A 24258-nucleotide genomic window follows, 5' to 3' on the forward strand; every position below is an offset into this window, starting at 1 on the left:
CGTCGTCTAGCCCAATGCCGGGATCAGCACCCGGATGAGGCGGATCATCGCCGGGACCATCAGCACTCCGATCATCACCGGCAACATGCAGCCGACCAGCGGCACCGAAAGCAGCACCGGCAAGCGGTGCGCCCTTTCCTCGGCGCGCATACGGCGCTTCTCACGCATTTCACTGGCATAGGTTCGCAAGGTCGTGGCGATCGAGCTGCCCAGCTTGGTCGACTGGATGAGCAAGGTCGCGAAGGCGCGGATTTCATCGACTCCGGCCCGGTCGGCCATGCGGCGCAGCGCATCCTCGCGGCTGCGGCCCGCGCGCAGTTCGAGCACCACCGCGCCGAACTGTTCGGCAAGCAAGGGGTGCGAGCGCGCCATTTCCTGCCCGACCCGTCCGAAGGCGGTTTCGAGCCCCAGCCCCGCTTCGACGCAGACCAGCATGAGGTCGAGCGCGTCGGGAAAGCCGTTGACGATTTCTTCCTGCCGCCGGTCCGCCTTGGCGCGGATGAAGAGACTGGGCAGGTAAAGGCCCGCGAGCATCGCGATGAGCGCGCCGAAATAGAGCTTGAACAGCCCGGGATTGGATCCCGCGAGCCACATGTAGACGATGAGGAGAACCGGCAGCGTGATCACCAGCGCAAGGCGGATCAGCGTATAGACGCGCGGCGCGGCCTCGGAGGTGAAACCCGCGGCGACGAGCCGCTTGCGCAGCGTTTCATCCTTCGTGTCGACGAGCGAAAGACCCTGTTCCTCGATCCGGTTGACGATCTTGATCCAGCGGTTGCGCGTTTCGTCCCCACGAAGCGTGCTTCCCCCCGGCACCGCGCCGGGCGCCGAGACCGTCATGTCGAGCCGTTCGCGGGTTGCCTGCCGGTCGCCGAGCACCGAGGTTACGAGCACCACCACCAGCATCACCACGAAGAAGATGACGATCAGCGCCAGGAAACGCGCAACATCATTCTGGACGAGAAAGTCGATCATCGGGTCACACCTTCAAGTCGATCATCTTGCGGATCATCATCACCCCCAGGATCCACATCAACACGAGCACCGCGAAGGAGGGAATGAAGGCGGGATCGTCGGCCACGTCGAAATAGAAATCGGGATTGCCGAAGAAGACGATCATCAGCGCGAACAGCGGCAGCACCGAGAGCATCAGCGCGGTCATCCGCCCTTCGCTCGACAATGCGCGCACCTTCATGAAGAGCGCCGCTCGGTCGCGGATCACCTTCGAGAGATTCTCGAGGATCTCGGCGAGATTGCCGCCGGTTTCGGCCTGCACCGACAGGCTGACGACGAACATGCGGATATCGTCGAGGTCCCAGCGCTCGGCCATCGCTTCGAGCGCGTCGCGGAGATCGGCGCCATAGGTGACTTCATCGACCACCAGCCCGAATTCCGAACCGATCGGATCTTCCATCTCGACCGTCAGCAGGTCGAGCGCCGCGGCGACCGGATGCCCCGCGCGCAGCCCGCGCACGAAGATGTCGAGCGCGACAGGAAACTGTTCCTGCATCTTCTTGCGGCGACGCGCGGCACGGAAGCGCAGATAGCTGACCGGCAGCAGCCCGCCGAGCACGATACCGACGATCGCCAGCAGGAAGAGCCGACCGGGCGAAATCACCGCGCCGGTAAGCACCATGAAGCCGAGGAGCAGCATGAACACCACCGCGGGTAGCGCCATGATGAACATGATGATCTGGCTGTTGGGCGCCGAGACGCCTGCCTGGATAAGCAATTGATGGAGCCGGTTGCCGATGCGCGAAAGGGGACCCGGCAATTCGCCTTTCGGATCGAAGCCCTGACGGCGCAGGATGGTCAGCGTGTCCTCGCGCGACATGCCCTTGTCGATCATCGCGAGCCGCTTGTTCACTGCCCTGCTGTCGCCTCGCCGGCTCGCGGTGGCGGCGACCAGCCGTTCGACCGCGATCAGCACCGCGGCGAAGACGAGGATGAGCACGAGGGCCCGGAAGAATGTATCGGGCATCAGTCGAATTTCCTGTCAGGGCGGAAGAGTTCGTTCGACAATTCGATGCCGAAGGACTGGGCGACATCGAGGAAGCGCGGGCGGATGCCGGTGGCTTCGAAATGACCGATGACCATGCCTTCATCGTCGAGGCCGACCTTGCGGAAGCGGAAAATTTCCTGGAGCGTGATGACATCGCCTTCCATGCCGGTAATCTCGCTCACGCTGGTGAGGCGGCGGCGACCGTCGGCGAGACGCGAGACCTGGATGATGACATTGATCGCCGAGGCGATCTGCTGCCTGGCCGAGCGTTCGGGCATGTCGATCCCGCTCATCCCGATCATCTGTTCGACGCGGCTCAGCGCATCGCGCGGCGTATTGGCGTGGATGGTGGTCATCGAGCCTTCATGGCCGGTGTTCATCGCCTGCAGCATGTCGAACGCCTCGCCGGCGCGCACTTCGCCGACGATGATCCGGTCGGGGCGCATGCGCAGCGCATTCTTCACCAGGTCGCGCGCCGCCACTTCGCCCTTGCCCTCGATATTGGGGGGGCGCGTTTCGAGCCGAGCGACATGATCCTGCTGCAATTGCAGTTCGGCCGAATCCTCGATGGTGACGATCCGCTCGCGCCCGTCGATGAAGGCCGACATGGCGTTGAGCATGGTGGTCTTGCCCGAGCCGGTGCCGCCCGAGATGAGGACGTTGCGGCGTGCGCCGACCACCGCGCGAAGCACCTCCGCGACCTCGGCGGGAACCGAGCCGATCTCGACCAGCCGGTCGAGACTGATCGGGATCTTGGCGAACTTGCGGATCGAAAGCAGCGAGCCGTCGAGCGCGAGCGGCGGAACCACCGCGTTGACGCGGCTGCCGTCGGCAAGGCGGGCATCGACCATCGGCGAGGATTCATCGACGCGCCGGCCGACCGCCGAGACGATCTTCTGGATGATCCTGAGAAGGTGGCGCTCGTCCTTGAACTTGACCGGGCTGAGTTCGAGCGTGCCGAAGCGCTCGACATAGACATTGTCATAGCCGTTGACGAGAATGTCGGTGATCTGCGTGTCCTTGAGCAACGGCTCGAGCGGGCCGAGGCCCAGCAGTTCGTCGAGCACGTCGTCGGTCAGCTGCTTTCGCTCGGCATGGTTGAGCGCATGACTCTGCTTGGCCAGTTCCTCGGCGACGATATCGCCAATCTCGTCGGCAATCTGTTCGCGCGACATATGGTCGAGCGCGGCCAGGTTGATCTGGTTGAGAAGGCTCTGGTGCAGTTCGACCTTGAGCTCGGTGTTGACGTCGCGCTTGGCGAAGGCGCCGGCATCGCCCACGCTCATCAGCCGGCGGGTCTGTTCGCGGTCGCGATCGACCGGCGGCTCCTCGGCCAGCGGCCTACCCGCTTCGACGGGCTGGGGTGCGTCCTCGCGACGTTTCTTGATGTTCCACATGGCCTACCGCTCCAACCCGAGTGTCGCGGCGATGCCCTCGTCGAGCGTGTCGAGATCTTTGCCGAGCGGGCTGCGGCGGCGGATCTCGCTGATCGGCACGCCGCGCTCGATGGCAACGGACATCGTCGCATGATCGTTGACCAGCGTGTAGCTGACGGGGCGGCCGAGGACACGCTCGGCATCCTCGCGTGTCACTTTCTTGAACAGGCCCTTTTCGAACCGGTTGACAATCACCCTGACGTCGAGATCGGCAAGATCCTGCGCGGCGATGAGATCGAGCTGGCGGCGCGCGCGATGAAGGCTGGGAATGGTGAGTTCGCAGATCATCAGCGCCAGATCCGAGCGCGCGAGCATCGACAGCGACCAGTTGGTCCAGTTGGTCGGAAGATCGACGAAAACGGTGCCGAACTCGCGCATCGCCAATTCGGCCAAGCCGAGCGCGCGGTCCGAGCCGAGCGCTTCAAGCGGGGTGATTTCATTGGGTGCCGAGATGATCTTGAGCCCGCTCGGATGATCGGCGGCGACGGTGCGCAGGAGGTCGCCATCGACCCGCCCGCCCGCCTCGATGAGGTCGGACAGGGTAAGCTTGGGCTTCAGACCGAGCTGGAAGGCGGCATCGCCGAACTGCACGTCATAGTCGATCAAGCAGCACTCGCGGCCCTGCGACCGCTCGTTCGCGGCGAAGCGGGTGGCGAGCTGGGTAAGCAAAGCGGTGGCGCCGACACCGCCTTCGGCCTTGATGACGGTGACCATCTTCGAGGTCGACGCATTGCCGCGGCGCGCGGCGGCGTCATATTCGGCGCGGATGGGCTGAAGCGAGGTTTCGAGCTCGGCCAGTTCGAGCGGCAGGGGGATGACATCATGCGCCCCTGCGCGCACCAGAGCGCGGACCATCGACAGCTTGGGGTCGAAGGCTGCGGCGAGCAGCGGGATCGGGCAATCCCGCGCCAGTTCGATGAATTGCTCGACTGCCTTCTCTTCCTCGGCGGGAAGCTGGATCACCGCGGCTGCGGCGCCTTCGACATCGCCAACTCCGACCGTTCCGCCCGGCGGCAGCATGCGCAGTTCGAGCGGGAAGCCCGCGGCTTTCTTGTTGGCAAGCGCCGCCACGTCGCCGTCGGTCGCCGTCAGGAACAGCCGGACCGGCGCGCTGCGGCCGCTGGTGCGCCACTTTCGCGTCTCGGCCGGATCGTTGCTCATGATCGACATATTACGCACTTCCTAGTTTGAATCGGACCCCGACAGGTCTTCGGCGGTCAGCGATGTCCGGAAGTCGGGCATGGTGACGGTCGCCAGAAGGAAGGTCGTGACGGGAGTGAAGGTCTTGCCGCTGAGCGACACTGTGACGATGGGTGAGATGTCGGGCCCGTTGGGATCGCCGGCAAAGCCGAGACCCGAACCCGAATAGGAGACGCGGACCTGCGCGGGCGTGATACGCGGGTCCATGAGCTGCATGCGCTGCACCAGTGCATTGAAGGCCGCGCCGTTATAGGCGCTCGCGCTCGCCAGGCAGGCGCCGGTGCAGGTGCAGCTGACGTTGGTGCAGGTGATCGTGCCGAGCGCGGCGGCGGGAATATTGTCGCCTTGCGTCAACGTGACGCCGCCGACGCTCTTGTCGACGAAATTCTCGGTGATGAGCGCGCCTTCGACCGGATCGGTGACGATCGCCCAGCGCGCGCCATATTGGGTCGCTTTCTTTGCTTCGTTGACTTCCCACATGTAGCGCCCAGCATCGATGGTCCCCAGGGTGAGGATCATCAGGAGCGGGAGCAGCAGCGCGAATTCGGCTGCGCTGGCGCCATTACGGTCGCGAAGAAGGGCGTGGATCATCGTCATATTCCCATCACCGCCGCTTCCTGCTGGGCGTTGAGCGTGAGGTTGAGCGGAATGCCGATGAAGCCGAACACGGTGCGGTGCGGCAGCGAGGCGTCGACCGCGACCGTGGGCGCGCCGCTTGGATTGTTGCCATAGATACCGCCCATCGTCTCGGTATTGCCGGCATGGGTGACCGTGGTGTCGCAACTCATCGAGACGGTGAAGCTTTCGCCGGTTTCGCCCCATCCCCAAAGGAGGTCGGCGGCAGTGGCATCGAGCGTGCCTTTCTGCGCGATGAGCTTCGTCTGGTTGACGATCGCCGCGCTCGGCGCGCCCGCGCAGGCGGCATATTCTACGAAGGGTTGGCGCCCGGCATAGCGCGCGGCATCGCGCACGCTTTCGACGAGGCGGTTCTGTTCGTAGAAATAATAGCCGACCTCGGCCGCCGCCGCGACGATCAACACCAGAAAGGGCAGGACGAGCGCCATTTCAGCGGCCGCCGCGCCGCGATCACAGCGAAGAAGGCGGCGCACCGTCATTCGATCAGATACGGCACATCGCGCCGCACCACCTGACCGACCGTACCGCCACCCGCCAGTTCGGTAGCGCCGATGATCTCGACATAGAGGTCGCCCTGGTCGGTATATTTATTGTTCGATGCATCGAAACGGTTAAGCGAGGGTTCGACGAGGAAGACATCAACCCATTCGATCACCGGCAGGTCCACCTCGGCGCCGCTGACATTATGTTCGAGGCAATTGATCACCGCAACTGAAAGCAGTCGCCGGTCGCGAACTGTGCTGTCTGGCGGCGCCCCGACTGAGCCGGCGGGGATGATGCCTGGCGAATAACCCTGTGCCGCGCTGCACACCGGCTTATCATGATCGACCAGCGTCGCGCCGCTGGCGCCAGCGGGACTGGAGGCCATCACCATCACGCCGTCGACCATCGTGTCGCGCTTATTTATCTCCCAATCATAGACCTCGTAGCGGGTAGCGTTTTCGGCAAGCCCAGTATTTTTCTGCCAGCTGCCGTCGCCCGTGCCGCTAGTCCACCGCGTTCCCACGCCGCCGTTCGCCGTGGCCACGGTGCGTACGTAGTTGGAACGGAAATAGGCATCGCGATCCCATTTGCCCTTGCCGAACGGGTCAGCCCAGCAACTCCCAGCGGTGCCCGAAGGGATATAGTGGCAGATGTCGCGCGGATGCCCCATCTGATAATTGCCCGTCATAGGCGCAGTGGTGAGCGGACGGTAGATGTTGGCCGCGGTCGGTAGTTTCCATCCATTGTTGTGCAGGCGACAGGCATTGCCGCCCGTAGCGTTCGCAGCACGGCGGACATCCTTCACCGAGTTGATCGAAGCACCGCACGATCCGCCTGCGGGGCAATCGGTGCTGCTGTCATAGATGTCGAAGCGCGTGTTGAGCGCGCCGGTAACCGTGGTGGTCACGCCCGGCTTGGTATCGACGCCGGTCTGCGGGCTGCATCTGCCCGGAGGATTTTCCCAGCCGAGCGCCTGGCGAAGGCCGGGAGCGCCATTGGGAATGTCGGTATTGAGATAGCCATAATTGCCCGGCGCCCAGCCGCCCGGGCTGCCCTGCGTCACCGCGCGCAGACCCACGCCCCTAAAGGCCCCTGCGTCGAAGGTCTTGTCGGACGCGGTCTCGGTGGGATTGCAGAACATCAGGGGCGGGACCTTGCACACAGAAGATCCGAGGCCCGCGACCGCTTTGGCCGAGGCGGTTCCCGAGCTGGCGCCCACCACTGGGGTCAGCGCGAAATTGGCGGTGCGAGCGACCGTGCGCGCGCACACGAAGCGGGCCGAGGCATCGTCGGTGACTTCGCCTACGGTCGGGCAAAGCGTGGAATCGGTCGGATGATCGGCGGTCGCGTCGGCTTCGCTCGCATAGAAGCGCACTTCGGACAGTTCGACCCCCGTGCCCGCGGCCGCGCCATCATTTCCGAAGAAGGTGAGATTGTCGATCAGCGCATTGGCCGCCGCAGTGCCGCGCGCAATCGTCCCCGCCTCCTGGTCGAGTTGGGTCGCGGCGGCAAGCGCGGCCTGGTCAGCGGCATTCTGCAATTCGGTATCGAGCCCGGCGATGCGGGCATAGTCGAAGGCGACCCCGCCGACGGCGACCAGCGCGAAAAGGGTGATTGCGACGGTCGGCGCCACGGCACCGTCATCATTGCGAAACAGATCAAGCCCTATGCGCATCGTCCTTCATCCTAGATGGGTCCGCTGGAACGGCTCGAGCCGCCGCCACCGCCGAGCGAGCCGCCGCCGCTGCTGGCGCCCGACGCGGCGGGCCGCTTGACGCGACCGGTGCGGTAGCGGCCGACCGCGTCGGTCGCCACTTCGCCATTGTCGCCGGGCTCGGCCGAGCCCTCGGCATATTGCGGGTCGGGATCGACCGTCTGGATCGCCTTGTTATAGGCGACCGCGTCGCCGAAGCCGTGGTCGACCGGCGCACAGCCGGACAGGACGAGCATCACGGGCAGCGCCCCGATGACGAGCTTATAGCGCATGTCCATACTCCTTCTCGAGGGCGCCCGGATTGACCTTCGCCATGCCGCCGCCGTTGGCAGGGGCCTGGTTCGGTTGCCGGTTTTCAGGCGCATAGGGCGTGGGTTCCTCGCCGATCGGATACCAACTCGGCATCGCCCGCTCGCCCGGGAGCGAGATGGGTGCGACCGCACCGTCGGTCTTGCCGAGAAGGAAAAAGTCGATCTCGTCGGGAGGCGTGGCCCGGTCGGTGGGCAGCACATGGCGCCCCGCCGCGACCGGACGGACCAGCCGCGGCGTCACCACGATCACCAATTCGGTATCCTGGCGCTGGAAGCCCGAGGAACGGAACAAGGAGCCGATGATCGGGATCGAGCCCAAGATCGGGAACTGCCGCACCGTATCCGAGAAGTCGCGGCGGATGAGGCCTGCGAGCGCGAAACTCTGCCCATCGCGCAACTCGACCGTCGTCATGGCGCGGCGGGTCTGGAGGCCTGGCACCACGATCCCGTTGATCGCAACCGACGCCGAGGTGTCGATCGAGCTGACTTCGGGAGCGACGATCATGTTGATCACTCCGTCGGCCAACACCGTGGGGGTGAAGGCAAGACTTACCCCGAAGGTCTTGAACTCGACCGAGATGGCGCTTCCGCCCGCATCGCTCGACTGGGCGACCGGGATCGGAAATTCGCCGCCCGCGAGGAAGCTCGCGGTTTCGCCCGAAAGTGCGACCAGCGTGGGTTCGGCGAGCGTTGTCACCACGCCCTTGCGTTCGAGCGCGTCGAGTGCCGCCGAGATGTCGGCACCGAAGGCGGTGAAGCTGCCGGTCAGGATGCCGAAACTGTCGACGATCGAGCCGATCGACAGGTCGCCATTACCGAACTGGCTGTTGCCGTCTCCCGGCGTGAGCGATGCACCTTCGCCGATCGCGCCGGCGAAATCGTCATCGCTGATGAACAGCCCGACGCCCATGTCCTTGAGCGCGCTGCGGCGCACTTCGGAGAAGCGGACTTCGAGCATCACCTGCTGCGAGGAGCCGATCGACATCATGTTGACGACCTTGCCCGGCGCATAGGTCTCGGCGACCTGGATCGCGCGGTCCGCGGCGATCGAGGAGGAGACGATGCCTTCGAGCACGATCGAATCGTTGATCATGCGCGCGCCCACCTGGTCGCCCGGAAGCAGCTGCGCGAGCTGGCGCTTGAGGCCGGTGACATCGGGGCCGACCATCACGTCGACCACCGCGATCAGCCGGTTGCGTGCATCATAAAGAGTGAGGCTGGTGGTCCCCACTGTCTTGCCGAGCACATAGAGCGACTGGTCCGACAAGGGCAGCACGTCGGCAATCTCGCTATTGCCGATGAGCGCCTTGGCGAACGGCCGGTCGGCGCGCAGCACCTGGCTCTTGTTCACCGGGACGGTCAGCTCTCCGGCATGGACGCCCTCGGCGGCGCTGATCATCTGCGCGGCGGCAGGTCCGGCCCCCAGGGCGCTTCCGGCCATCGCCAGCGCGATGAATGCGGCTTTCATGGTCCCCCTATTGATCATAGTCCCCCACCTCATAAGTGCTCGTGTTCGTTCCGCGCGTGATCTCGACCTTGGGCTGTGGCGGCGGCGTCGCCGCGGCCCGGCGCGGCGCTTGGCGGCGCACTACCCGCTGCGCCGTCGGGCGCGCCGTCGGAGCGGGCTCGGTGCCGCGTTCGTAGGCGCGCGACAGTTCGTAGCGCAGGTCTCTCAGACTGACGGTCTCGACGACCGGGATATTCTCGTCGATGCCGGGCTTGCGCAGCACGAGGCTGAGCGAGCCGAGCTGCTGGCCGAGCGCCAGTTTTTGCGCATCGACCGGCGTGACTTCGAGCGTCGCGGTCGAGGACACGGCGGGCTGGCCATTTTCCTGCGCGCGCTGGTCCATCGCGATGACGCGGACATTCTGGAGAAGGACGTCGGTGACCTGGCTTTCTGCGCCGTCGATCGGAACGCGGGTGATGAGCACGTCGACCGTGTCATTGGGCTGGATGAAACCCGCCACGCCCGAGACCGCGTTGATCCGCACCGTGGCGGCGCGCATCCCGTCGGGAAGCGTCGCGGCGATCGAGGCGCCTTCGCCTTCGCCCGTGAGGTCGGCGGCAATCAACGGCTGGTTGGTGGTGACCGGACGAAGCACGTGGCGCTTCTTTCCTTCAGGCAGGAGCTCTTCGAGCGATGCGAACGTGCCGGGCGGCAGGCTGGATGTCGGAAATTCGACGAAGCGTACCCGGTCGGGCGTAATCTCGGCTCCGTAGGCCAAGGGTACCGCGGCAACCGCGATGCGCTGGGTCTGGAGATCCCCGCGATCGATCTTGGCTTCGCGGGCCCCGAGATAGCTATTGGCGAGGAAGACGGCCACCAAGCCGACTATGACCGCAATAGCCAAGGCGATAATCGTTTGCCGTCGCATCGTCGCACACCCCCCGTGCTAATTTCCAGTTAATCTGTATCAGTTTTCAACTGTAACTCCTAGGCCTGATGGCCCTTTTCCGGCTTGGCGGATGGTGGAGATGAAAACGGCCGGCCTTATCAATGGCCGGCCGATTCCATTCGGTGGTCAACCGGCCTTACGGGCAGTTGGTACCATCCGACTCGATGCAGGTAGTGGTGTCACCGATGGCGTTGCCGATCGACGAGCCCAGCGCCACGGCAGCAACCGCGAGGGTCGCACCGATAATCGCGAGGATCAGCGCATATTCGGCAGCCGATGCACCCGACTCATCCTTCAACATATTGATAAAGTTAGTCATTTTCCCGTCCCCTAATCGTTTACATTACGACAGGCCCCCCAATGGGACCACTCGACCGAAGGGAAGTCGACGCAGGACATAGGGACTGAGGTAAACGCGTTTTACGCCGCGGGAAACTGACCCCGTCCGCCGCGACCACGACCGCATCGGATATGCATTTGCTGCGCTGCTGTTTACTTTCTGTCAAGCATATCGATTTAACTCTTATTAATATTGTCCGGAGTCTGCCCGGCAAGAAAATCAACGGGTTTCTGCCGAATTTAGCCGTTTAACCGAGAGTTAATCGATCATGATCTGTATCAATTTTGTCTCATTTTGGGCCGCTTTTGGACGTGCGTACGAGCTGGCCATTGCGCGAATCGAGCCGCGACTCGGGCGCGACTCGGGGCCCTGCGACTCGGGGATGCGGGGTCGGACGCCCTGCCGTGACGGAGGTCAGGCCTCGACGCGCTGGCGGTAGGTGACGTTCACGCGCTTCGAGAGAAGGAGATAGGGCGCCCAGAGGAAGATCGAGATCATCACCTTCTTCACATTGCCGTCGAGCAGGGTATGGAGCGGAGCGGCGACCGTGGCAGGCAGGCCTTCGGCCGAGACGACCTGGGCGACCGCGAGCTGCATCGCAAGATCGACCATCCAGATCGCGACCAAGAGACGCGGGAAGAGCGGCACCTTGCGGAGCGCGGCGACGAAGGCGATCGTATAGAGCGACGACAGGAGCACCACGTCGAGCGTCATCATGAAATGGAGCGTCGAGAGCCAGCCCGGAACGGCTTCAGTGATCGCCGGGATGGCGACCAGATATTCGGCCGAACGCACCGGCACGTTGAGCAGCGTCCCGATGAGCAGCGAGACCATGATCCCACTGGTCCCGTAGAGCGGATGCGCCCGCGCTTCCTCGGGCGACACTTTCTTCCACGCGCCCGCGCGCGCGAGGCGGATCTCGGGCTGCGGCATGTCGGCCCCGTCGCGGAACCAGCGCAGCGCCAGTCCCATCGAGACGAGCGGCATGATCGCAAGGAGGATATAGGGCAGCGCGGTCTTGAGGCTGGCCGTCCCGGCGCCCGCGGTGCCCGCGACGACGCGCAGGCTGCACGCCCCCATGGCGAGCACCAGCCAGAAGAGCATGATTTTCCGGAGGCTGCCTTCGAGCGCAGCGAGCAGCGCATGGCTTCTCTCGTGCAGGCGGGCAGCATAGGCGGTGATCATCGGGACACTTTCTTTCAACTGGCCTTGCCCCAAGGCCTAAACGCTTAATCTTGCTATCGAGTTAAGTGCGTGACGACGCAGATCGTTCCCAAAATCGTGCTTTTTTGGTGACACTCGCGCAACGATGGCCGATTTCCGGCCAAGCCCTTGATTTTACGATTTTCCGCTTACAGCATCCCCCTTCCCGACGCCGGCCGAGTATGGGCGGCGACGGGAATTGGGGCTGGCAAGGCGCTCGGCGAGCTGGCCATGTCATGGGGAGAAAAATCTGATGAAGAATATCGTACGTTTGGCTGTCGCGGGCGGCAGCGTGGCTGCTCTTGCGGCCATCACCGGTCCGGCGACCGCCAATCATGCCTGGTCGACCTATCATTGGGACACCGGCAGCACGACCGTGGTGAGCGTTCCGATCATGGATAATGTCTCGGGCGTCTGGGAACAGCATCTCGATCAGGCGATCGTCGACTGGAACAAGTCGGCGCATATCAATGCCACCGAAATGCCGGGGAGCGCCAACACCAAGCGGTGCCCGATCACCAGCGGCCAGATCGACGTCTGCAACGACACCTATGGTTCGACCGGCTGGCTGGGCATCGCCTCGATCGCCCTGTCGAACGGCCATATCTCGGGCGGCGTGACCAAGGTCAACGACACCTATTTCAACACCTCGACCTATAACAATGACACCTGGCGCCAGCTCGTCATGTGCCAGGAAATCGGTCACGACTATGGCCTTGGGCACCAGAACGAGGACTTCAACACCGACCTCACCACCAGCTGCATGGAATATACCAACCAGCCGGCGGGAAACGAAGGCCCGGATGCCCATGACTATAACATGCTCGCACAGATCTACGGGCACACGCATGGCGGCAGCGGCGGCGGCGGTGAAGAACCGTGCAAGGGCGGCTGGAAGAAGTGCGGCAGCGGCAATGGCAATGGCAAGATGATCGGTCTTACCGGTGCCGGTCCGGCCGACTGGGGCCGCGCCGTCGGCTTCGACAAGCAGGGCCGTGCGAATGTCTATTCGCGCCGTGCCGGTGGCTACACCATCATCACCCATGTGACCTGGGCGATGGGCTACCAGCCCGACCACCATTAATCGTCCGATATCGAACGATCGGGGAGGGCGTCGCATGGACATGCGGCGCCCTTCTTGCTGTGATGCATCCGTTGGGCTGCACCTGCCGCTCGAGCGAAGGATCGACGCCCTTTTCGGCTGCCGACAAAAATTCGTGAGCAACGCGCGTTCGCACTCGTGCCGACGGCGACGCTGAGCGCGGGGTTTTAGGCAAAAGCCGCCTCGAAAAAATCGTCCGGACGCGCTACGCCTCGAAGCGTGGATATCTATCTTCCCATCGCCGGAATGTCGGTCAACGCGCTGCTGATCGTCGCGCTGGGCGCGTTGGTGGGCATCTTGTCGGGACTGTTCGGCGTGGGCGGGGGCTTTCTCACCACCCCTTTTCTCATCTTCTACGGGATCAGTCCCACGGTCGCGGTGGCTTCGGCGACCACGCAGATCACCGGGACAAGCGTGTCGGGCGTCGCCGCGCACATGAAGCGGCGCGGCGTGGATTTCCACATGGGCGCGGTGCTGATTGCGGGGGGCCTTCTCGGCTCGGTCGTCGGGGCGGGACTGTTCCGACTGCTCCAGGCCTCGGGGCAAGTCGATCTGGTGATCGGCTTTCTCTACGTCATCATGCTCGGTTCGATCGGCGGGCTGATGCTGCGCGATGCGCTGGTCGCGCTAGGCTGGCTCGAACCCCGGACCAAGCGCAAGGCGCGGCGCCGGCATAACAAATGGGTGGCGAGCCTGCCGCTTCGTTGGCGCTTCTATGCCTCGGGGCTTTATATCTCGCCTCTCGCCCCGCTCATCCTCGGTTTCCTTTCGGGCATTCTTACCGTGCTGCTTGGCGTGGGCGGGGGCTTCATCGTAGTCCCGGCGATGATCTATCTTCTCGGCATGTCGCCGCGCGTAGTGGTGGGAACCAGCCTCGTCATGATGCTCGCGGTGGCGGCGGCGACCACGCTCGTTCACAGCCTCACCACGTTCGCGGTGGACATCGTGCTTGCCACCTTGCTCCTCGCGGGGAGCGTGGTGGGGGCGCAATATGGCGCCCGGCTCGCCAATGTGATCAAGCCCGACTATCTCCGCCTCGGACTGGCGCTCATGATCCTCGGGGTCGCGATCCGCATGCTGCTCGGCCTCGCCTGGCAGCCCAGCGAAGTCTATTCGATCGTGCAGCTATGATGCGCCCGCTGTTCCTTCTTGCCGCGATGTTCGCGCTGACCGGGGCGTCCCAGCCCCTTCTGGTGCCCGACATCTCGGCGCGCGAAGTGCAGATCCGCTACAGTTTCACCGGCGCGCAGCTACTCCTGTTCGGGGCGATCATCTATCCCGGCGGGCGAGTGCCCGACGAGCCCGCCGAAGTCGCGGTGGTGCTGAAAGGACCGGTCGAATCGATACTGATGCGCGAGAAGGAGAAAGTGGCGGGCATCTGGATGAATGTCGAAAGCCACCATTTCCGCTCGGCCCCCGGCTTCTATGCGGTCGCCAGTTCGGCGCCCCTCGACAGTCTTGTCGACGAGCGCACCGCCGCCATCTACGAGCTCGGCCTCGAAAATCTGCAACTGTCGCCGGGCGGCGGAGCGCGGCCCGAGAAGGAGCGCCGCTTCGAGGCGGGTCTGATCGACCTTCGCGCGCGCCAGCAGCTCTACAAGCAGGAGCCCAATGGCGTCGAGATTTCGGAAGGCGTCCTTTACCGCGCGCGCATCTCGATCCCCAGCCGCGTGCCGGTGGGCACCTATACCGCCGAGACCTATCTCATCCAAGACGGGCGCGTGCTCGCGGTGGCGACCCGCGACATCGTCATCGACAAGACGGGGTTCGAGCGGTTCATCGCGATTTCGGCGGTGCGCCACCCCTGGCTTTACGGCCTGGCGGCGGTGACCATTTCGCTGCTGCTGGGCGCCTTTGCCGCCTTCCTGTTTCGCAAAAGCGAATAAATAACGTACATAAGCCAATATTAACCGCTTTGGGGGTATGGCGATGGACAAAGGTAACCATCAGCAATCGGACAGCGTATCCATGAACGAACAGCCCAATCTCCAGCAGTTTGTCAGCGAACTGAACAGCTATAGCCGCGAGGAAGGCGATACGCCTCCTGCCGTTCGGGGCGCCGAGGCGCCGATCGGCCATGTGCTCGAGATTGCCGGTTCGGGAAGCCGCGTCGTCCTCGACGCGCGGCGGCTGATGGAATTGCAGGGCAACGAGGACCCGGCGCTGTCCATGTCGGGCCAGGTCGGCAGCCAGGTGAAGATGCCGGTGGGAAATAGCTGGCTGATCGCCAATGTCCGCACGATGCGCGCCTTCGAGGGCACCACCGTCCTTGCCCATGTCGACTTTCTCGGCGAGGGCAAGCGCGACAGCAGCGGAGGCATGTCTTCCTTCAAGCGCGGGGTGACGCGCTTTCCCATTCCGGGCTGCGAAGTCCATCCGGTGACCACGCCCGATCTCCAGTCGGTGTTCGCCGCCGACAACCGCCCGCATATCGAGATCGGCACCGTCTATCCGACCGACGACATTCGCGGCGCGCTTTATGTCGACCCGATGCTCGGCAAGCATTTCGCGGTGCTGGGCTCGACGGGTACGGGTAAGTCGACCTCGGTGTCGCTCATCCTCCACCGCATCTGCGAAGCATCGCCCGAGGGTCATATCGTGATGATCGATCCGCACGGAGAATATTCGGCGGCCTTCAAGGGCTTTGGCGAGATTTTCAACGTCGACAATCTCCAGCTGCCCTACTGGCTGATGAATTTCGAGGAGCATTGCGAAGTGATGCTGACCTCGTCGGGCAAGGACCGGCAGCGCGACGAGGACATCCTCGCCAAATGCCTTCTGGAAGCGCGCACGCGCAACAAGATGGCCGCCGAATTCGGAAAGGTCACTGTCGACAGCCCGATCCCCTATCTGCTCACCGACCTCAATCAGATCATCGTCAACGAGATGGGCAAGCTCGACCGGGCGGGCGATGCCGCGCCTTACCAGCGCCTCAAGAACAAGCTCGACGAGCTGCGCACCGACCCGCGCTTCTCGTTCATGTTCTCGGGCATGATGGTGTCCGACACGATGGGCAAGTTCCTTGCCAAGATGTTCCGCCTGCCCGCCGAGGGCCGCCCGATCTCGATCGTCGACGTCTCGGGCGTGCCGTCCGAAGTCACCTCGACCGTGGTGTCGGTGCTGGCGCGAATGGTGTTCGACTATGCCATCTGGTCGCGCACCGAAGCGCAGCGCCCGATGCTCCTCGTCTGCGAGGAAGCGCATCGCTACGTTCCCAAGGACGAAAGCGGGGGCGGCCAGGCGGTGCGCCGTATCCTCGAGCGGATCGCCAAGGAAGGCCGTAAATATGGCGTGTCGCTGGGCCTCATCACCCAGCGCCCGTCCGACCTTGCCGAAGGCGTGCTGTCGCAGTGCGGCACGATCATCTCGATGCGCCTCAACAACGAACGCGACCAGGACGTGGTGCGCGCCGCGATGCCCGAAGGCGCGCGCGGTTTCCTCGATGCCATTCCGGCTCTGCGCAACCGCGAGTGCATCGCCAGCGGCGAGGGCGTGAACATTCCGATCCGCGTCACCTTCGATACGCTCGAGGCCGAGAAGCGCCCGGCATCGTCCGATCCGAGCTTTGCCGAGATGTGGAAGCAGACCGGCGACGAAGAAGGCATCATCTCGCGCACCGTCCGCCGCTGGCGCGGTCACGGCAAATAAGGCCGGCGCGAGAAATCCTCGGGGGAAGGAAGGGCGTCCGCATCGCGGGCGCCTTTTTTCGTCGGGGTCAGGCGGTCGGTGCGGAGGTAGCCGCGACGCGCATCGGGGCAAGCGCCAGATATTCGCGCTGACGCTTCTTCAGCGCCTCGAGCGCGGGACCCGAAAGCGGGGCGCGGCGGACCATGTTGACGCTGCGCGGATCGACGCGGCGCCCGCCCACGCTGATTTCGTAGTGGAGATGCGGCCCGGTCGAGAGACCCGACGAGCCGACATAGCCGATGACCTCGCCGCGCCGCACGCGGCTGCCCGCGGGGACCGCTATGCCGCTGAGGTGCGAATAGCTGGTCACCACCCCGCCTTCATGGGCGATCTTGACGCGACGGCCATGCCCGCCATTCCAGCCCGCCAGCGCGACCTGGCCATCGGCGGCGGCGACCACGGGCGTGCCCTTGCGCGCCCCGAAATCGAGACCGCCATGCATCCGCATGTAGCGGAGGATGGGATGGCGGCGCATGCCATAGTTGGAAGTGATCGGCGCGGCGACCGGCCAGACCATGCCTTCGTCGGCCTGGCCGTCGAGGCCTTCGGTATCGATCCATTGCCGCTTGCCCGCGACCGGCCATTTCAAAAGCGACAGCGGCTCGCCGTCGGAGGGGGAGATCGCGGCGTAGAGCAGAGGGCCGGGCATGCGCTCGCCGCCTTCGCTTTGCCTTTGTTCGAAGACCAGGTCGAACAGCGCGCCATGGCCCAATGCCCCGACATCGACCCGTTCGCCGATCGCCTTGAGATAGTCGGCGGCGATGCGCGGGGTCGCGCCGGCGGCGCGCAGCGACCAGTAGAGACCGCCGTCCGAGCGGCCACGGATGCGCTGCGGCGCGCTGCGGATCGCGATCGAGGCGGTGCGCACGATGAAACGGTCTTCCCGCCTTTCGAGTTCGACCTTGAGATCCTGCCGCGCCATGAGGCTCATCGCCTCGATCGGGCGCGATCCGTCAATGCGCGTGGCGCCGAGCCGGACATTGACCCGCGTGCCCGCAGGGAGCGGAGCGGAGGCCACCGAGCGCACGGCGGCATCGGCCGCGCGGGCATCGCGCGCGGTGACGCCTGCGCGCTTCAACCCGGCTTCGAGGCGATCGCCCTTGCCGAGCGTCGCCACCAGTTCGCGATAGGGCCGTTCGGGAACCGCGCGGAGCGGTTCGACCATCGGCCCGGCGGCCATGCGCATTCCGACCTGGCTGCCGGTGCGGGCTTCGGAAATGCCCGCTGCTGCCAGTTCCTCGGCCTGCTGGCCTTCTGGGAGCGATGGGGGCGATTGTGGGAGCGGCCGCGTCATCGGAAGCGACATCGCCCCGAGAAGGAGGCCCGCACCGCACAGGGTCGCGGCGCCGCGCCACCAGCGCGCGCTGCCCACGTTCGAGCGCAGGTCGACGATCAGCCAGGCATCGTCTTCGACAATGGGGGACGCGGCGGCGCGGGCGCGCAGAGCGCGCCAATCGCTCATTCCGTCCGGGGCCATATCGTTCATACGCTCTCTTGGCGGTCTCTTCCCTGCGCGCTCCCCCGCGCGCGAATCGATCCGCTTCCTTATGCCCGATCATGGTTAACAAGCCGCTATGGCCGAAAAAAGCCACGACCATCGCCGGTTGGCCCTTGCATCGCTGCGCGGCGCGCCCCAGAATCCTTGCCATGTCCCGACACGCGGACGGCCTAGTCCGGGCCATCTTGGGCCCCACCAATACCGGCAAGACCCACTTGGCGATCGAGCGGATGTGCGCCCATTCATCGGGCGTGATCGGCTTCCCGCTGCGCCTCCTTGCGCGCGAGGTCTATGACCGGGTGGTCGCGCTGAAAGGCGAGAGCCAAGTCGCGCTGGTGACCGGCGAGGAGCGCATCGTGCCGCCAGGCGCGCGCTATGTCCTGTGCACCGCCGAATCCATGCCCGTCCCGAGCCGCCAGGGCGATCTTCTGCCCGGCGAGCCCGGCGACTTGCCGCGCGACTATGCCTTTGCCGCGATCGACGAAGCGCAACTGGGGATCGATCCCGAACGCGGCCATGTCTTTACCGACCGGATGCTGCGCGCGCGGGGACGCGAGGAGACGCTGATCCTCGGTTCGGACACGCTGCGCCCTGTGGTGCGCGAACTGCTTCCCGAGGCCGAGATCGTCTCGCGCCCGCGTTTTTCCACCTTGAGCTATGCCGGATCGACCAAGCTGTCGCGGCTGCCGCCGCGCAGTGCGATCGTCGCCTTCTCGGCCGAGCAGGTCTATGCGATCGCCGAAATGCTGCGCCGCTTCAAGGGCGGGGCAGCGGTGGTGATGGGCGCATTGTCGCCCGCGACGCGCAATGCCCAGGTCGATCTCTTCCAGCGCGGCGAAGTCGATTATCTGGTTGCCACCGATGCCATCGGCATGGGGCTCAACATGGACGTGCGCCATGTCGCCTTCGCGGGGCTGTCCAAGTTCGACGGTCGGCGCGAGAGGCGGCTGCGGATCGCCGAGATGGCGCAGATTGCGGGCCGCGCGGGGCGGCACCAAACCGACGGCACCTTCGGCTCGCTCGCGGTGGGCGATGGCGGGGCCGAATTCACCGACGAGGAAATTGCCAATATCGAGGCGCACCGCTTCCGCCCGATCGAGACGCTTTTCTGGCGCAATGCCGATCTCGATTACAGCGATGTGAGCGCGCTGATCGCGAGCCTCGAGGAAAAGAGCGAGGACCCGCTGCTGCGCTCTGCGCCGCTCGCCATCGATCTCGCGGTGCTCAAGATCCTCGCCGAGGATCCGGCGATCGCGGCGCTTCGCGGCAACAAGGCGCGCACGCTCTGGGCCTGTTGCGGGCTGCCAGATTTCCGGAAAGTGGGGGCGACCCATCATGCGCGCATGGTGCGGCGCATCTATTCCTATATCGGCGAGGGCGGGCATATCCCGCAGGATTGGTTCGCCGCCGAGGTCGCGCGGCTCGATCATGTGATGGGCGATATCGAAACGCTCGCCGACCGGCTCGCCGGAGTGCGCAGCTGGGCCTATATCGCACAGCGGTCCGACTGGCTGCAAAACCCCGCGCGCTGGGCCGAACGCACCCGCGAAGTCGAGGCGCGGCTGTCCGATGCGCTCCATGCCGGGTTGACCCAGCGCTTCGTCGACCGGCGCACCGCAGTGCTGGTACGCGACATCGGCGCGCATGGCGCCGACGCGCTGCCGGTCACGGTGGCCGCCGATGGCGAAGTATCGGTGGGTCCCGAACCGATCGGCCATTTGCAGGGCTTCGATTTTACTGTCGATCCGACCGCGCGGCTGGCCGACAAGCGGCTGCTGCTCGCAGCGGCCGAGCGGCGGCTGGGCAAGGAATTGGCGCGTCGCGCGCGCAAGCTGGTCGATGCCCCCGACACCGCATTCCAGCTGGTTGAGGATGGCGACCGGATCGGCATCGCCTGGGAAGGGCAGCTTCTTGCCCATCTCGCGCCCGGCCGCTCGCTTCTCGAGCCCGCGGTCCGGACGACCCGCGCGCTCGACCGATTGTCGGCACCGCAGCGCGCGGCGCTTCGCGGGCGGCTCGAACGCTGGCTCGAGACGATGATCGAACGGCATCTCTCGCCGCTCAAACAATTGGGCGATGCCGCCTCGGACAAGAAAAGCACGCCCGGCGTGCGCGCGGTCGCGGCGATGCTCGTCGATGCCGGCGGGCTGTTGCCGCGCAAGTCGCTGATGGCTGCGATCAAGGCGCTCGAGAAAAGCGACCGCACCGCGCTCCACAAGCTGCGGGTGCGCCTCGGCGCGCTCGACGTTTTCATCGCCACCCTCCTCAAGCCTGCCGCGCAGCAATGGCGCGCGGCCTTGCTGGCGGTGCGCGACGACCGGCCGATGCCGCGCCTTCCGGCACCCGGCGCAGCGCTGCTCGACGGTGGGGCCGACGAACATGGCGCGGCGCTGGCCTTCCGGCGAGTGGGACAGAAATGGCTGCGCGTGGACATGGCCGACCGGCTCGCCGCCCATGCGCTCAAGGCACGGTCGCGGCACGAACCCGATCCCGTCGATCTGCCGCTCGCGACCAGTCTCGGCCTCGACGAGGGGGCGATCCGCAAGCTGATGGCCGACGTGGGCTTCGTTCCCTCGGGCGAAGCGTGGAAGTGGCGCGGCCATCGGCGGCGCAAGGCGCAGGGCAAGCAGGCGCGGCGGCAGGCAAGCCGGCCCAGCAATGCCTTCGCCGACGCGCTCAAGGACCTGAAATAGGGCACGAGGCGGAGCGTTGCGGCTCGACACCTTTCTCTATCGCGTGCGCTATGCCCGAACGCGCGGGCGGGTCCAGCACCTCCTTGCCGAGGGCAAGGTGCGGATCGACGGGCGGCGGGCGGAAAAGCCTGGCCTGGCGGTGCGGGAAGGCATGGTCCTCACGCTTCCATTCCACGGCAGCGTGCGGGTGTTGCGCATCCTCTCGCTGCCCGAGCGGCGCGGCCCGGCGAGCGAAGCGCGCGGCTGTTACGAGGAGCTGGGGAAAGATGCGAACGACTCGCATCAGGCCCCTAGCGATTGACGCGGTGAATCCTGCGCCTTAGCGACAGGGCAAAGTTCAGAACGGAGCCAGTAAACCATGACCTATGTCGTCACCGACGCCTGCATCAAATGCAAATATATGGACTGCGTCGAGGTCTGTCCGGTCGACTGTTTCTACGAAGGCGAGAACATGCTCGTCATCAATCCCAACGAATGCATCGACTGCGGCGTTTGCGAACCCGAATGTCCCGCCGAGGCGATCCTGCCCGACACCGAGGCCGATACCGACAAGTGGGTCGAACTGAACAGCAAATATAGCGCCGCCTGGCCGAACATCACGGTCAAGAAGGAAAGCCCCGAGGACGCCGACGAATATAAGGGCATGGAAGGCAAGTTCGAGAAATTCTTCTCGCCCGAGCCCGGCGAAGGCGACTGATCGCCCGGGAACCCGACACAGCTTCCAATCGCTGAACCCCTCGAAGCCACCATGTTTCGAGGGGTTTTTTCATGTCCAGCCTGCGCGCCCTCCTTCTTTGTGCCGCCGCCCTTGCCGCCGCGCCTGCTCACGCGCAGGACGAGGGCAGTTCGATGGCGGTGGACGAGCCGCCCTTGCCCCCGCCTTCGGCGATGGATGCCGACAGCATCACCGTCGGGCTGGGTGCGGCCTATGGCCCCGACTATGAAGGATCCGACGATTACCGCTTCATCCCGGGCGCGCTCGTGCGCGCCAAGTTCGGCGATGTGCGTATCGTCACGCGGGGCTTGCGCCTCTACGCCACGCTGACCCCGCCCGGCGATGGCGATATGTCCTTCGATGCCGGGCCGATCGTCGGGGTGCGCCTGTCGCGCAGCGGCAAAGTCGACGATCCCGTCGTCGACCAATTGCCCGACCGCGACGTCGCGGTCGAACTGGGCGGGTTCGCAGGGCTGACCTTCAAGGGGCTCACCAATCCCTACGACCGGCTGTCCTTCCGCCTCGATGCCGTCCACGATGTCGCGGGCGCGCATGATGACTGGCTGATCGGGCCCAATGTGGATTTCTCAACCCCGCTGTCGCGCAAGACCTTCGTCGCGCTGTCGCTCGGCGCCGAGATCGTCGGGGACGATTTCGCCGCCACCTATTTCGGCGTGACACCCGCCGAGGCGGCAACGGTGCCGGCGCTGGCTCCCTACAGCCTCGATGGCGGGCTGAAGAGCATCGGCGGGGGACTGGTGCTGGGACAGAGCCTCGAGGACAATCTGCTCGAAGGCTTCTCGCTGTTCGGGACGGTCAATTACGAGCGGCTGCTCGGCGATTTCGCGGACAGTCCGCTGGTCGCCGACCGGGGCAGCGCCAACCAATGGTTCCTCGCCGCGGGCGTGGGCTACACTTTCTAGCGGCCATAAAAAAAGGGAGGAGCCGGACCCGTTAAAGTCCGAGCGTGAAGCCGACACGGGCGCCGACATCGCCGCCCTTGTTGAAGCCTGCTGCGACACCGGCATTCACCGCGGCCTTCTCGCCCACGAGAGCGCCGATCTGCAGCGCACCCGCGGCCGCGCCGCGATAATAGCCGACGTTGCCGGTGATGTTGACATCGCTGCCCGGCAGGAAGGTCCCGCCGCCCAGCGCGATCGCCACGGCGGTACCCGCCGCTGCCCGGTCATCGACCCGCTGGATGTCGTTACCGAGATCGAAGGCCATGGTCTCGAGCGAGTTCAGGCGGGCATTCTGCTGGTCGTCCATCTGCATGACGGCATAAAGCTGCGCGCCATTGACCGCATCGGTCGAGCCTGCCGACACCGAGCCGGCCGCAACGCCCGAGACGGTGCGACCGCCGACATGGACCTGGTTGTCGGCCGTGGCCGTCGTCCCGGCACCGATGGCGACGCTGTTGCTGTAGCCGCCGTCGGAGGCATTGGTGCCCGTCGCGCTGGCCGGAGTGCCCACGCCGCCGTTGAAGTTGAAGAAGGCACTATTGTTGCTGTTGGCGTTGATCGCGGCGATGGCGGCATTCTGCGCGGCATCGCTTACCTCGAGGCTGGCGATCGCCATGGCATTGGCGTTGATTGCGTCATCCTGCAGCGCATCATTGGTCTGCAGCACGGTCACGTCGGCGCGCAGGTCGCCAATGTCGGTCGCATTCTGGGCGATCGCATTGTTCTGCGTGGCGTCCGAGGCTTGGAGGACGGTAATGTCGGCCTCGTTCTGCGTCACACGGCCATCGAGCACGGTGATGTCGCTGCTGTTCTGCGCGATCGCGCCTTCGGCGGTGGTCACGCGGCCGTCGAGGACGGTGATGTCGGCCTCGTTCTGGGTGACGCGGCCGTCGAGCACGGTGATGTCCGCGCTGTTCTGCGCGATCGCGCCTTCATTGACCGTGACGCGGCCATCGAGGACCGAGATGTCGGCCTCGTTCTGGGTCACCCGGCCGTCGAGCAGCGTGATGTCCGCGCTGTTCTGGGCGATCGCGCCTTCGTTGACCGTGACGCGCCCGTCGAGAACCGTGATATCGGCTTCGGCCTGGCCGAGACGGCCGTCGAGAGCGGTGATGTCCGCAGCATTCTGCGCGATGTCGGCGGCGTTCTGCGCGATATCGCCTTCGTTGACGGTGACCCGTGCATCAAGCGAAGCGATGTCCGATTCGTTCTGCGAAACGCGCCCTTCGAGCGCGGTCACATCGCCCTGCGTCTGGCCAAGGCGGAGGTCGAGATCGGCGATGTCGGCGGCATTGGCGGTCACCCGCGCATCGAGATTGCCGATCGCGAGATTCTGGACGACGTCGCTATTTTCGAGAACGGTGACGCGTGCGTCGACATCGGCAAGCCCGTTCGCGTTGACATCGACCTGCGCCTGCAGATTGGCGTCGGCGGCGATGCGCGCCGCGGTTTCGGCGTCAATCGCGGTCTGGAGTGCCGCGTCGGCGGCGATGCGCGCCTGCTGCTCGGCATAGAGCTGGCCGCCATTGACGGCATCGGTGCTTCCTCCGGCGACGAGGCCTGCGGCGACATTGACGATCTGCCGTTCATTGCCGACCGCGCCGACCGACACGGTGTTGGCGGTGTCGGCGACCGAGCCGGTGCCGATCGCGACGCTGCCGTTGGCGGTCGCGGTCGCGCCCTGGCCAAGCGCGACGGCGCCGTCCGCAGTGGCGGTGGCGCCCTGGCCGACGGCAGTGGCGCCATTGGCGGTCGCGGTCGCGGCTTGGCCGACGGCAGTCGCGTTGGCGGCGGCGCCGACCGTCGCGGTCGTCCCGCAGGCGATGATGTCAGTGGCCAGCGAAACGATACAGTCCTGCGCCGCGGCGGGCCCCTAAAGG

General features: G+C 65.3%; 22 protein-coding genes and 1 pseudogene. 8 read left to right on the forward strand and 15 right to left on the reverse strand.

What is annotated here, in order from left to right:
• Positions 1 to 6 precede the first annotated feature (6 nt).
• From FHS50_RS08735 to FHS50_RS08790, 12 genes are all read right to left on the reverse strand, one after another.
• Complete coding sequence (locus FHS50_RS08735; protein ID WP_183934066.1) at positions 7 to 975, reverse strand: type II secretion system F family protein; 969 nt, start codon at positions 973 to 975, stop codon at positions 7 to 9.
• Positions 976 to 979: 4 nt separating this feature from the next.
• Positions 980 to 1981, reverse strand: coding sequence for a type II secretion system F family protein (locus tag FHS50_RS08740; RefSeq protein WP_183934067.1), 1002 nt, complete (start codon positions 1979 to 1981; stop codon positions 980 to 982).
• Positions 1981 to 3288 carry a TadA family conjugal transfer-associated ATPase gene (locus FHS50_RS08745; protein WP_221184928.1) on the reverse strand — a complete coding sequence of 436 codons (1308 nt, stop codon included), beginning with the start codon at positions 3286 to 3288 and terminating at the stop codon, positions 1981 to 1983. The genes FHS50_RS08740 and FHS50_RS08745 overlap by 1 nt, the downstream gene beginning before the upstream one ends.
• 114 nt (positions 3289 to 3402) lie before the next feature.
• The gene (locus tag FHS50_RS08750) at positions 3403 to 4608 is read right to left on the reverse strand and encodes a CpaE/TadZ family protein (RefSeq protein WP_221184914.1); all 1206 of its coding nucleotides are present in this window, start codon (positions 4606 to 4608) and stop codon (positions 3403 to 3405) included.
• A 12-nt stretch (positions 4609 to 4620) separates the two neighbouring features.
• Positions 4621 to 5229 carry a TadE/TadG family type IV pilus assembly protein gene (locus FHS50_RS08755; RefSeq protein ID WP_246333106.1) on the reverse strand — a complete coding sequence of 203 codons (609 nt, stop codon included), beginning with the start codon at positions 5227 to 5229 and terminating at the stop codon, positions 4621 to 4623.
• 2 nt (positions 5230 to 5231) lie between these two features.
• Positions 5232 to 5753 carry a TadE/TadG family type IV pilus assembly protein gene (locus FHS50_RS08760; RefSeq protein ID WP_183934071.1) on the reverse strand — a complete coding sequence of 174 codons (522 nt, stop codon included), beginning with the start codon at positions 5751 to 5753 and terminating at the stop codon, positions 5232 to 5234.
• Positions 5750 to 7432, reverse strand: a complete 1683-nt coding sequence (locus FHS50_RS08765; protein ID WP_183934072.1) for a pilus assembly protein TadG-related protein — start codon at positions 7430 to 7432, stop codon at positions 5750 to 5752. The genes FHS50_RS08760 and FHS50_RS08765 overlap by 4 nt, the downstream gene beginning before the upstream one ends.
• An 11-nt stretch (positions 7433 to 7443) precedes the next feature.
• The gene (locus FHS50_RS08770) at positions 7444 to 7743 is read right to left on the reverse strand and encodes a hypothetical protein (protein WP_183934073.1); all 300 of its coding nucleotides are present in this window, start codon (positions 7741 to 7743) and stop codon (positions 7444 to 7446) included.
• Complete coding sequence (locus FHS50_RS08775) at positions 7733 to 9250, reverse strand: type II and III secretion system protein family protein (protein ID WP_183934074.1); 1518 nt, start codon at positions 9248 to 9250, stop codon at positions 7733 to 7735. Before FHS50_RS08775 ends, FHS50_RS08770 begins: the two co-directional genes overlap by 11 nt.
• 7 nt (positions 9251 to 9257) lie before the next feature.
• On the reverse strand, positions 9258 to 10157 hold the full coding sequence (gene cpaB, locus FHS50_RS08780) for a Flp pilus assembly protein CpaB (RefSeq protein ID WP_246333107.1): 900 nt from the start codon (positions 10155 to 10157) through the stop codon (positions 9258 to 9260).
• A gap of 157 nt (positions 10158 to 10314) precedes the next feature.
• Positions 10315 to 10497 (reverse strand): Flp family type IVb pilin, encoded by a 183-nt coding sequence (locus FHS50_RS08785; protein ID WP_183934076.1) that lies wholly within the window; start codon positions 10495 to 10497, stop codon positions 10315 to 10317.
• A gap of 435 nt (positions 10498 to 10932) precedes the next feature.
• The gene (locus tag FHS50_RS08790; protein WP_183934077.1) at positions 10933 to 11703 is read right to left on the reverse strand and encodes a DUF2569 domain-containing protein; all 771 of its coding nucleotides are present in this window, start codon (positions 11701 to 11703) and stop codon (positions 10933 to 10935) included.
• A gap of 271 nt (positions 11704 to 11974) precedes the next feature.
• On the opposite strand from FHS50_RS08790, the gene FHS50_RS08795 reads away from it, so the two are divergent.
• The 4 genes from FHS50_RS08795 to FHS50_RS08810 all read left to right on the forward strand — a co-directional run bounded on the left by FHS50_RS08795 (position 11975) and on the right by FHS50_RS08810 (position 16471).
• Complete coding sequence (locus tag FHS50_RS08795) at positions 11975 to 12805, forward strand: hypothetical protein (protein WP_183934078.1); 831 nt, start codon at positions 11975 to 11977, stop codon at positions 12803 to 12805.
• Positions 12806 to 13042: 237 nt separating this feature from the next.
• The gene (locus FHS50_RS08800; protein WP_183934079.1) at positions 13043 to 13954 is read left to right on the forward strand and encodes a sulfite exporter TauE/SafE family protein; all 912 of its coding nucleotides are present in this window, start codon (positions 13043 to 13045) and stop codon (positions 13952 to 13954) included.
• Complete coding sequence (locus tag FHS50_RS08805) at positions 13951 to 14709, forward strand: TIGR02186 family protein (RefSeq protein WP_407696065.1); 759 nt, start codon at positions 13951 to 13953, stop codon at positions 14707 to 14709. The genes FHS50_RS08800 and FHS50_RS08805 overlap by 4 nt, the downstream gene beginning before the upstream one ends.
• 82 nt (positions 14710 to 14791) lie before the next feature.
• Positions 14792 to 16471 (forward strand): ATP-binding protein, encoded by a 1680-nt coding sequence (locus tag FHS50_RS08810; RefSeq protein ID WP_183934399.1) that lies wholly within the window; start codon positions 14792 to 14794, stop codon positions 16469 to 16471.
• Positions 16472 to 16538: 67 nt separating this feature from the next.
• On the opposite strand, the gene FHS50_RS08815 is transcribed toward FHS50_RS08810, so the two are convergent.
• Complete coding sequence (locus tag FHS50_RS08815) at positions 16539 to 17996, reverse strand: M23 family metallopeptidase (RefSeq protein WP_183934080.1); 1458 nt, start codon at positions 17994 to 17996, stop codon at positions 16539 to 16541.
• 161 nt (positions 17997 to 18157) lie between these two features.
• Between FHS50_RS08815 and FHS50_RS08820 the strand changes: the two genes are divergently transcribed.
• The 4 genes from FHS50_RS08820 (at position 18158) to FHS50_RS08835 (ending at position 22339) form a co-directional block, all read left to right on the forward strand.
• The gene (locus FHS50_RS08820; RefSeq protein WP_183934081.1) at positions 18158 to 20701 is read left to right on the forward strand and encodes a helicase-related protein; all 2544 of its coding nucleotides are present in this window, start codon (positions 18158 to 18160) and stop codon (positions 20699 to 20701) included.
• Positions 20702 to 20717: 16 nt separating this feature from the next.
• Positions 20718 to 21002, forward strand: a complete 285-nt coding sequence (locus FHS50_RS08825; RefSeq protein ID WP_183934082.1) for a S4 domain-containing protein — start codon at positions 20718 to 20720, stop codon at positions 21000 to 21002.
• A gap of 57 nt (positions 21003 to 21059) precedes the next feature.
• Complete coding sequence (gene fdxA, locus FHS50_RS08830) at positions 21060 to 21398, forward strand: ferredoxin FdxA (RefSeq protein ID WP_183934083.1); 339 nt, start codon at positions 21060 to 21062, stop codon at positions 21396 to 21398.
• A 71-nt stretch (positions 21399 to 21469) separates the two neighbouring features.
• Positions 21470 to 22339, forward strand: coding sequence for a MipA/OmpV family protein (locus tag FHS50_RS08835; protein ID WP_183934084.1), 870 nt, complete (start codon positions 21470 to 21472; stop codon positions 22337 to 22339).
• A 31-nt stretch (positions 22340 to 22370) separates the two neighbouring features.
• On the opposite strand, the gene FHS50_RS08840 is transcribed toward FHS50_RS08835, so the two are convergent.
• Positions 22371 to 23990, reverse strand: coding sequence for a YadA-like family protein (locus FHS50_RS08840; RefSeq protein ID WP_183934085.1), 1620 nt, complete (start codon positions 23988 to 23990; stop codon positions 22371 to 22373).
• 33 nt (positions 23991 to 24023) lie between these two features.
• Positions 24024 to 24227 (reverse strand): annotated as a pseudogene (locus FHS50_RS10885) (hypothetical protein); the annotation flags it as partial.
• Positions 24228 to 24258 lie beyond the last annotated feature (31 nt).

It is taken from the genome of Sphingomicrobium lutaoense (genome assembly GCF_014195685.1).
Lineage (GTDB): Bacteria > Pseudomonadota > Alphaproteobacteria > Sphingomonadales > Sphingomonadaceae > Sphingomicrobium > Sphingomicrobium lutaoense.

Coding starts and splice junctions, on each gene's coding strand:
- FHS50_RS08750 (WP_221184914.1), bottom strand. CDS start 4,608: ATGTCGATCATGAGCAACGATCCGGCCGAGACGCGAAAGTGGCGCACC.
- FHS50_RS08805 (WP_407696065.1), top strand. CDS start 13,951: ATGATGCGCCCGCTGTTCCTTCTTGCCGCGATGTTCGCGCTGACCGGG.
- FHS50_RS08815 (WP_183934080.1), bottom strand. CDS start 17,996: ATGAACGATATGGCCCCGGACGGAATGAGCGATTGGCGCGCTCTGCGC.
- FHS50_RS08770 (WP_183934073.1), bottom strand. CDS start 7,743: ATGCGCTATAAGCTCGTCATCGGGGCGCTGCCCGTGATGCTCGTCCTG.
- FHS50_RS08740 (WP_183934067.1), bottom strand. CDS start 1,981: ATGCCCGATACATTCTTCCGGGCCCTCGTGCTCATCCTCGTCTTCGCC.
- fdxA (WP_183934083.1), top strand. CDS start 21,060: ATGACCTATGTCGTCACCGACGCCTGCATCAAATGCAAATATATGGAC.
- FHS50_RS08835 (WP_183934084.1), top strand. CDS start 21,470: ATGTCCAGCCTGCGCGCCCTCCTTCTTTGTGCCGCCGCCCTTGCCGCC.
- FHS50_RS08790 (WP_183934077.1), bottom strand. CDS start 11,703: ATGATCACCGCCTATGCTGCCCGCCTGCACGAGAGAAGCCATGCGCTG.
- FHS50_RS08795 (WP_183934078.1), top strand. CDS start 11,975: ATGAAGAATATCGTACGTTTGGCTGTCGCGGGCGGCAGCGTGGCTGCT.
- cpaB (WP_246333107.1), bottom strand. CDS start 10,157: ATGCGACGGCAAACGATTATCGCCTTGGCTATTGCGGTCATAGTCGGC.
- FHS50_RS08810 (WP_183934399.1), top strand. CDS start 14,792: ATGAACGAACAGCCCAATCTCCAGCAGTTTGTCAGCGAACTGAACAGC.
- FHS50_RS08755 (WP_246333106.1), bottom strand. CDS start 5,229: ATGATCCACGCCCTTCTTCGCGACCGTAATGGCGCCAGCGCAGCCGAA.
- FHS50_RS08775 (WP_183934074.1), bottom strand. CDS start 9,250: ATGAAAGCCGCATTCATCGCGCTGGCGATGGCCGGAAGCGCCCTGGGG.
- FHS50_RS08785 (WP_183934076.1), bottom strand. CDS start 10,497: ATGACTAACTTTATCAATATGTTGAAGGATGAGTCGGGTGCATCGGCT.
- FHS50_RS08735 (WP_183934066.1), bottom strand. CDS start 975: ATGATCGACTTTCTCGTCCAGAATGATGTTGCGCGTTTCCTGGCGCTG.
- FHS50_RS08765 (WP_183934072.1), bottom strand. CDS start 7,432: ATGCGCATAGGGCTTGATCTGTTTCGCAATGATGACGGTGCCGTGGCG.
- FHS50_RS08745 (WP_221184928.1), bottom strand. CDS start 3,288: ATGAGCGTGGGCGATGCCGGCGCCTTCGCCAAGCGCGACGTCAACACC.
- FHS50_RS08760 (WP_183934071.1), bottom strand. CDS start 5,753: ATGACGGTGCGCCGCCTTCTTCGCTGTGATCGCGGCGCGGCGGCCGCT.
- FHS50_RS08820 (WP_183934081.1), top strand. CDS start 18,158: ATGTCCCGACACGCGGACGGCCTAGTCCGGGCCATCTTGGGCCCCACC.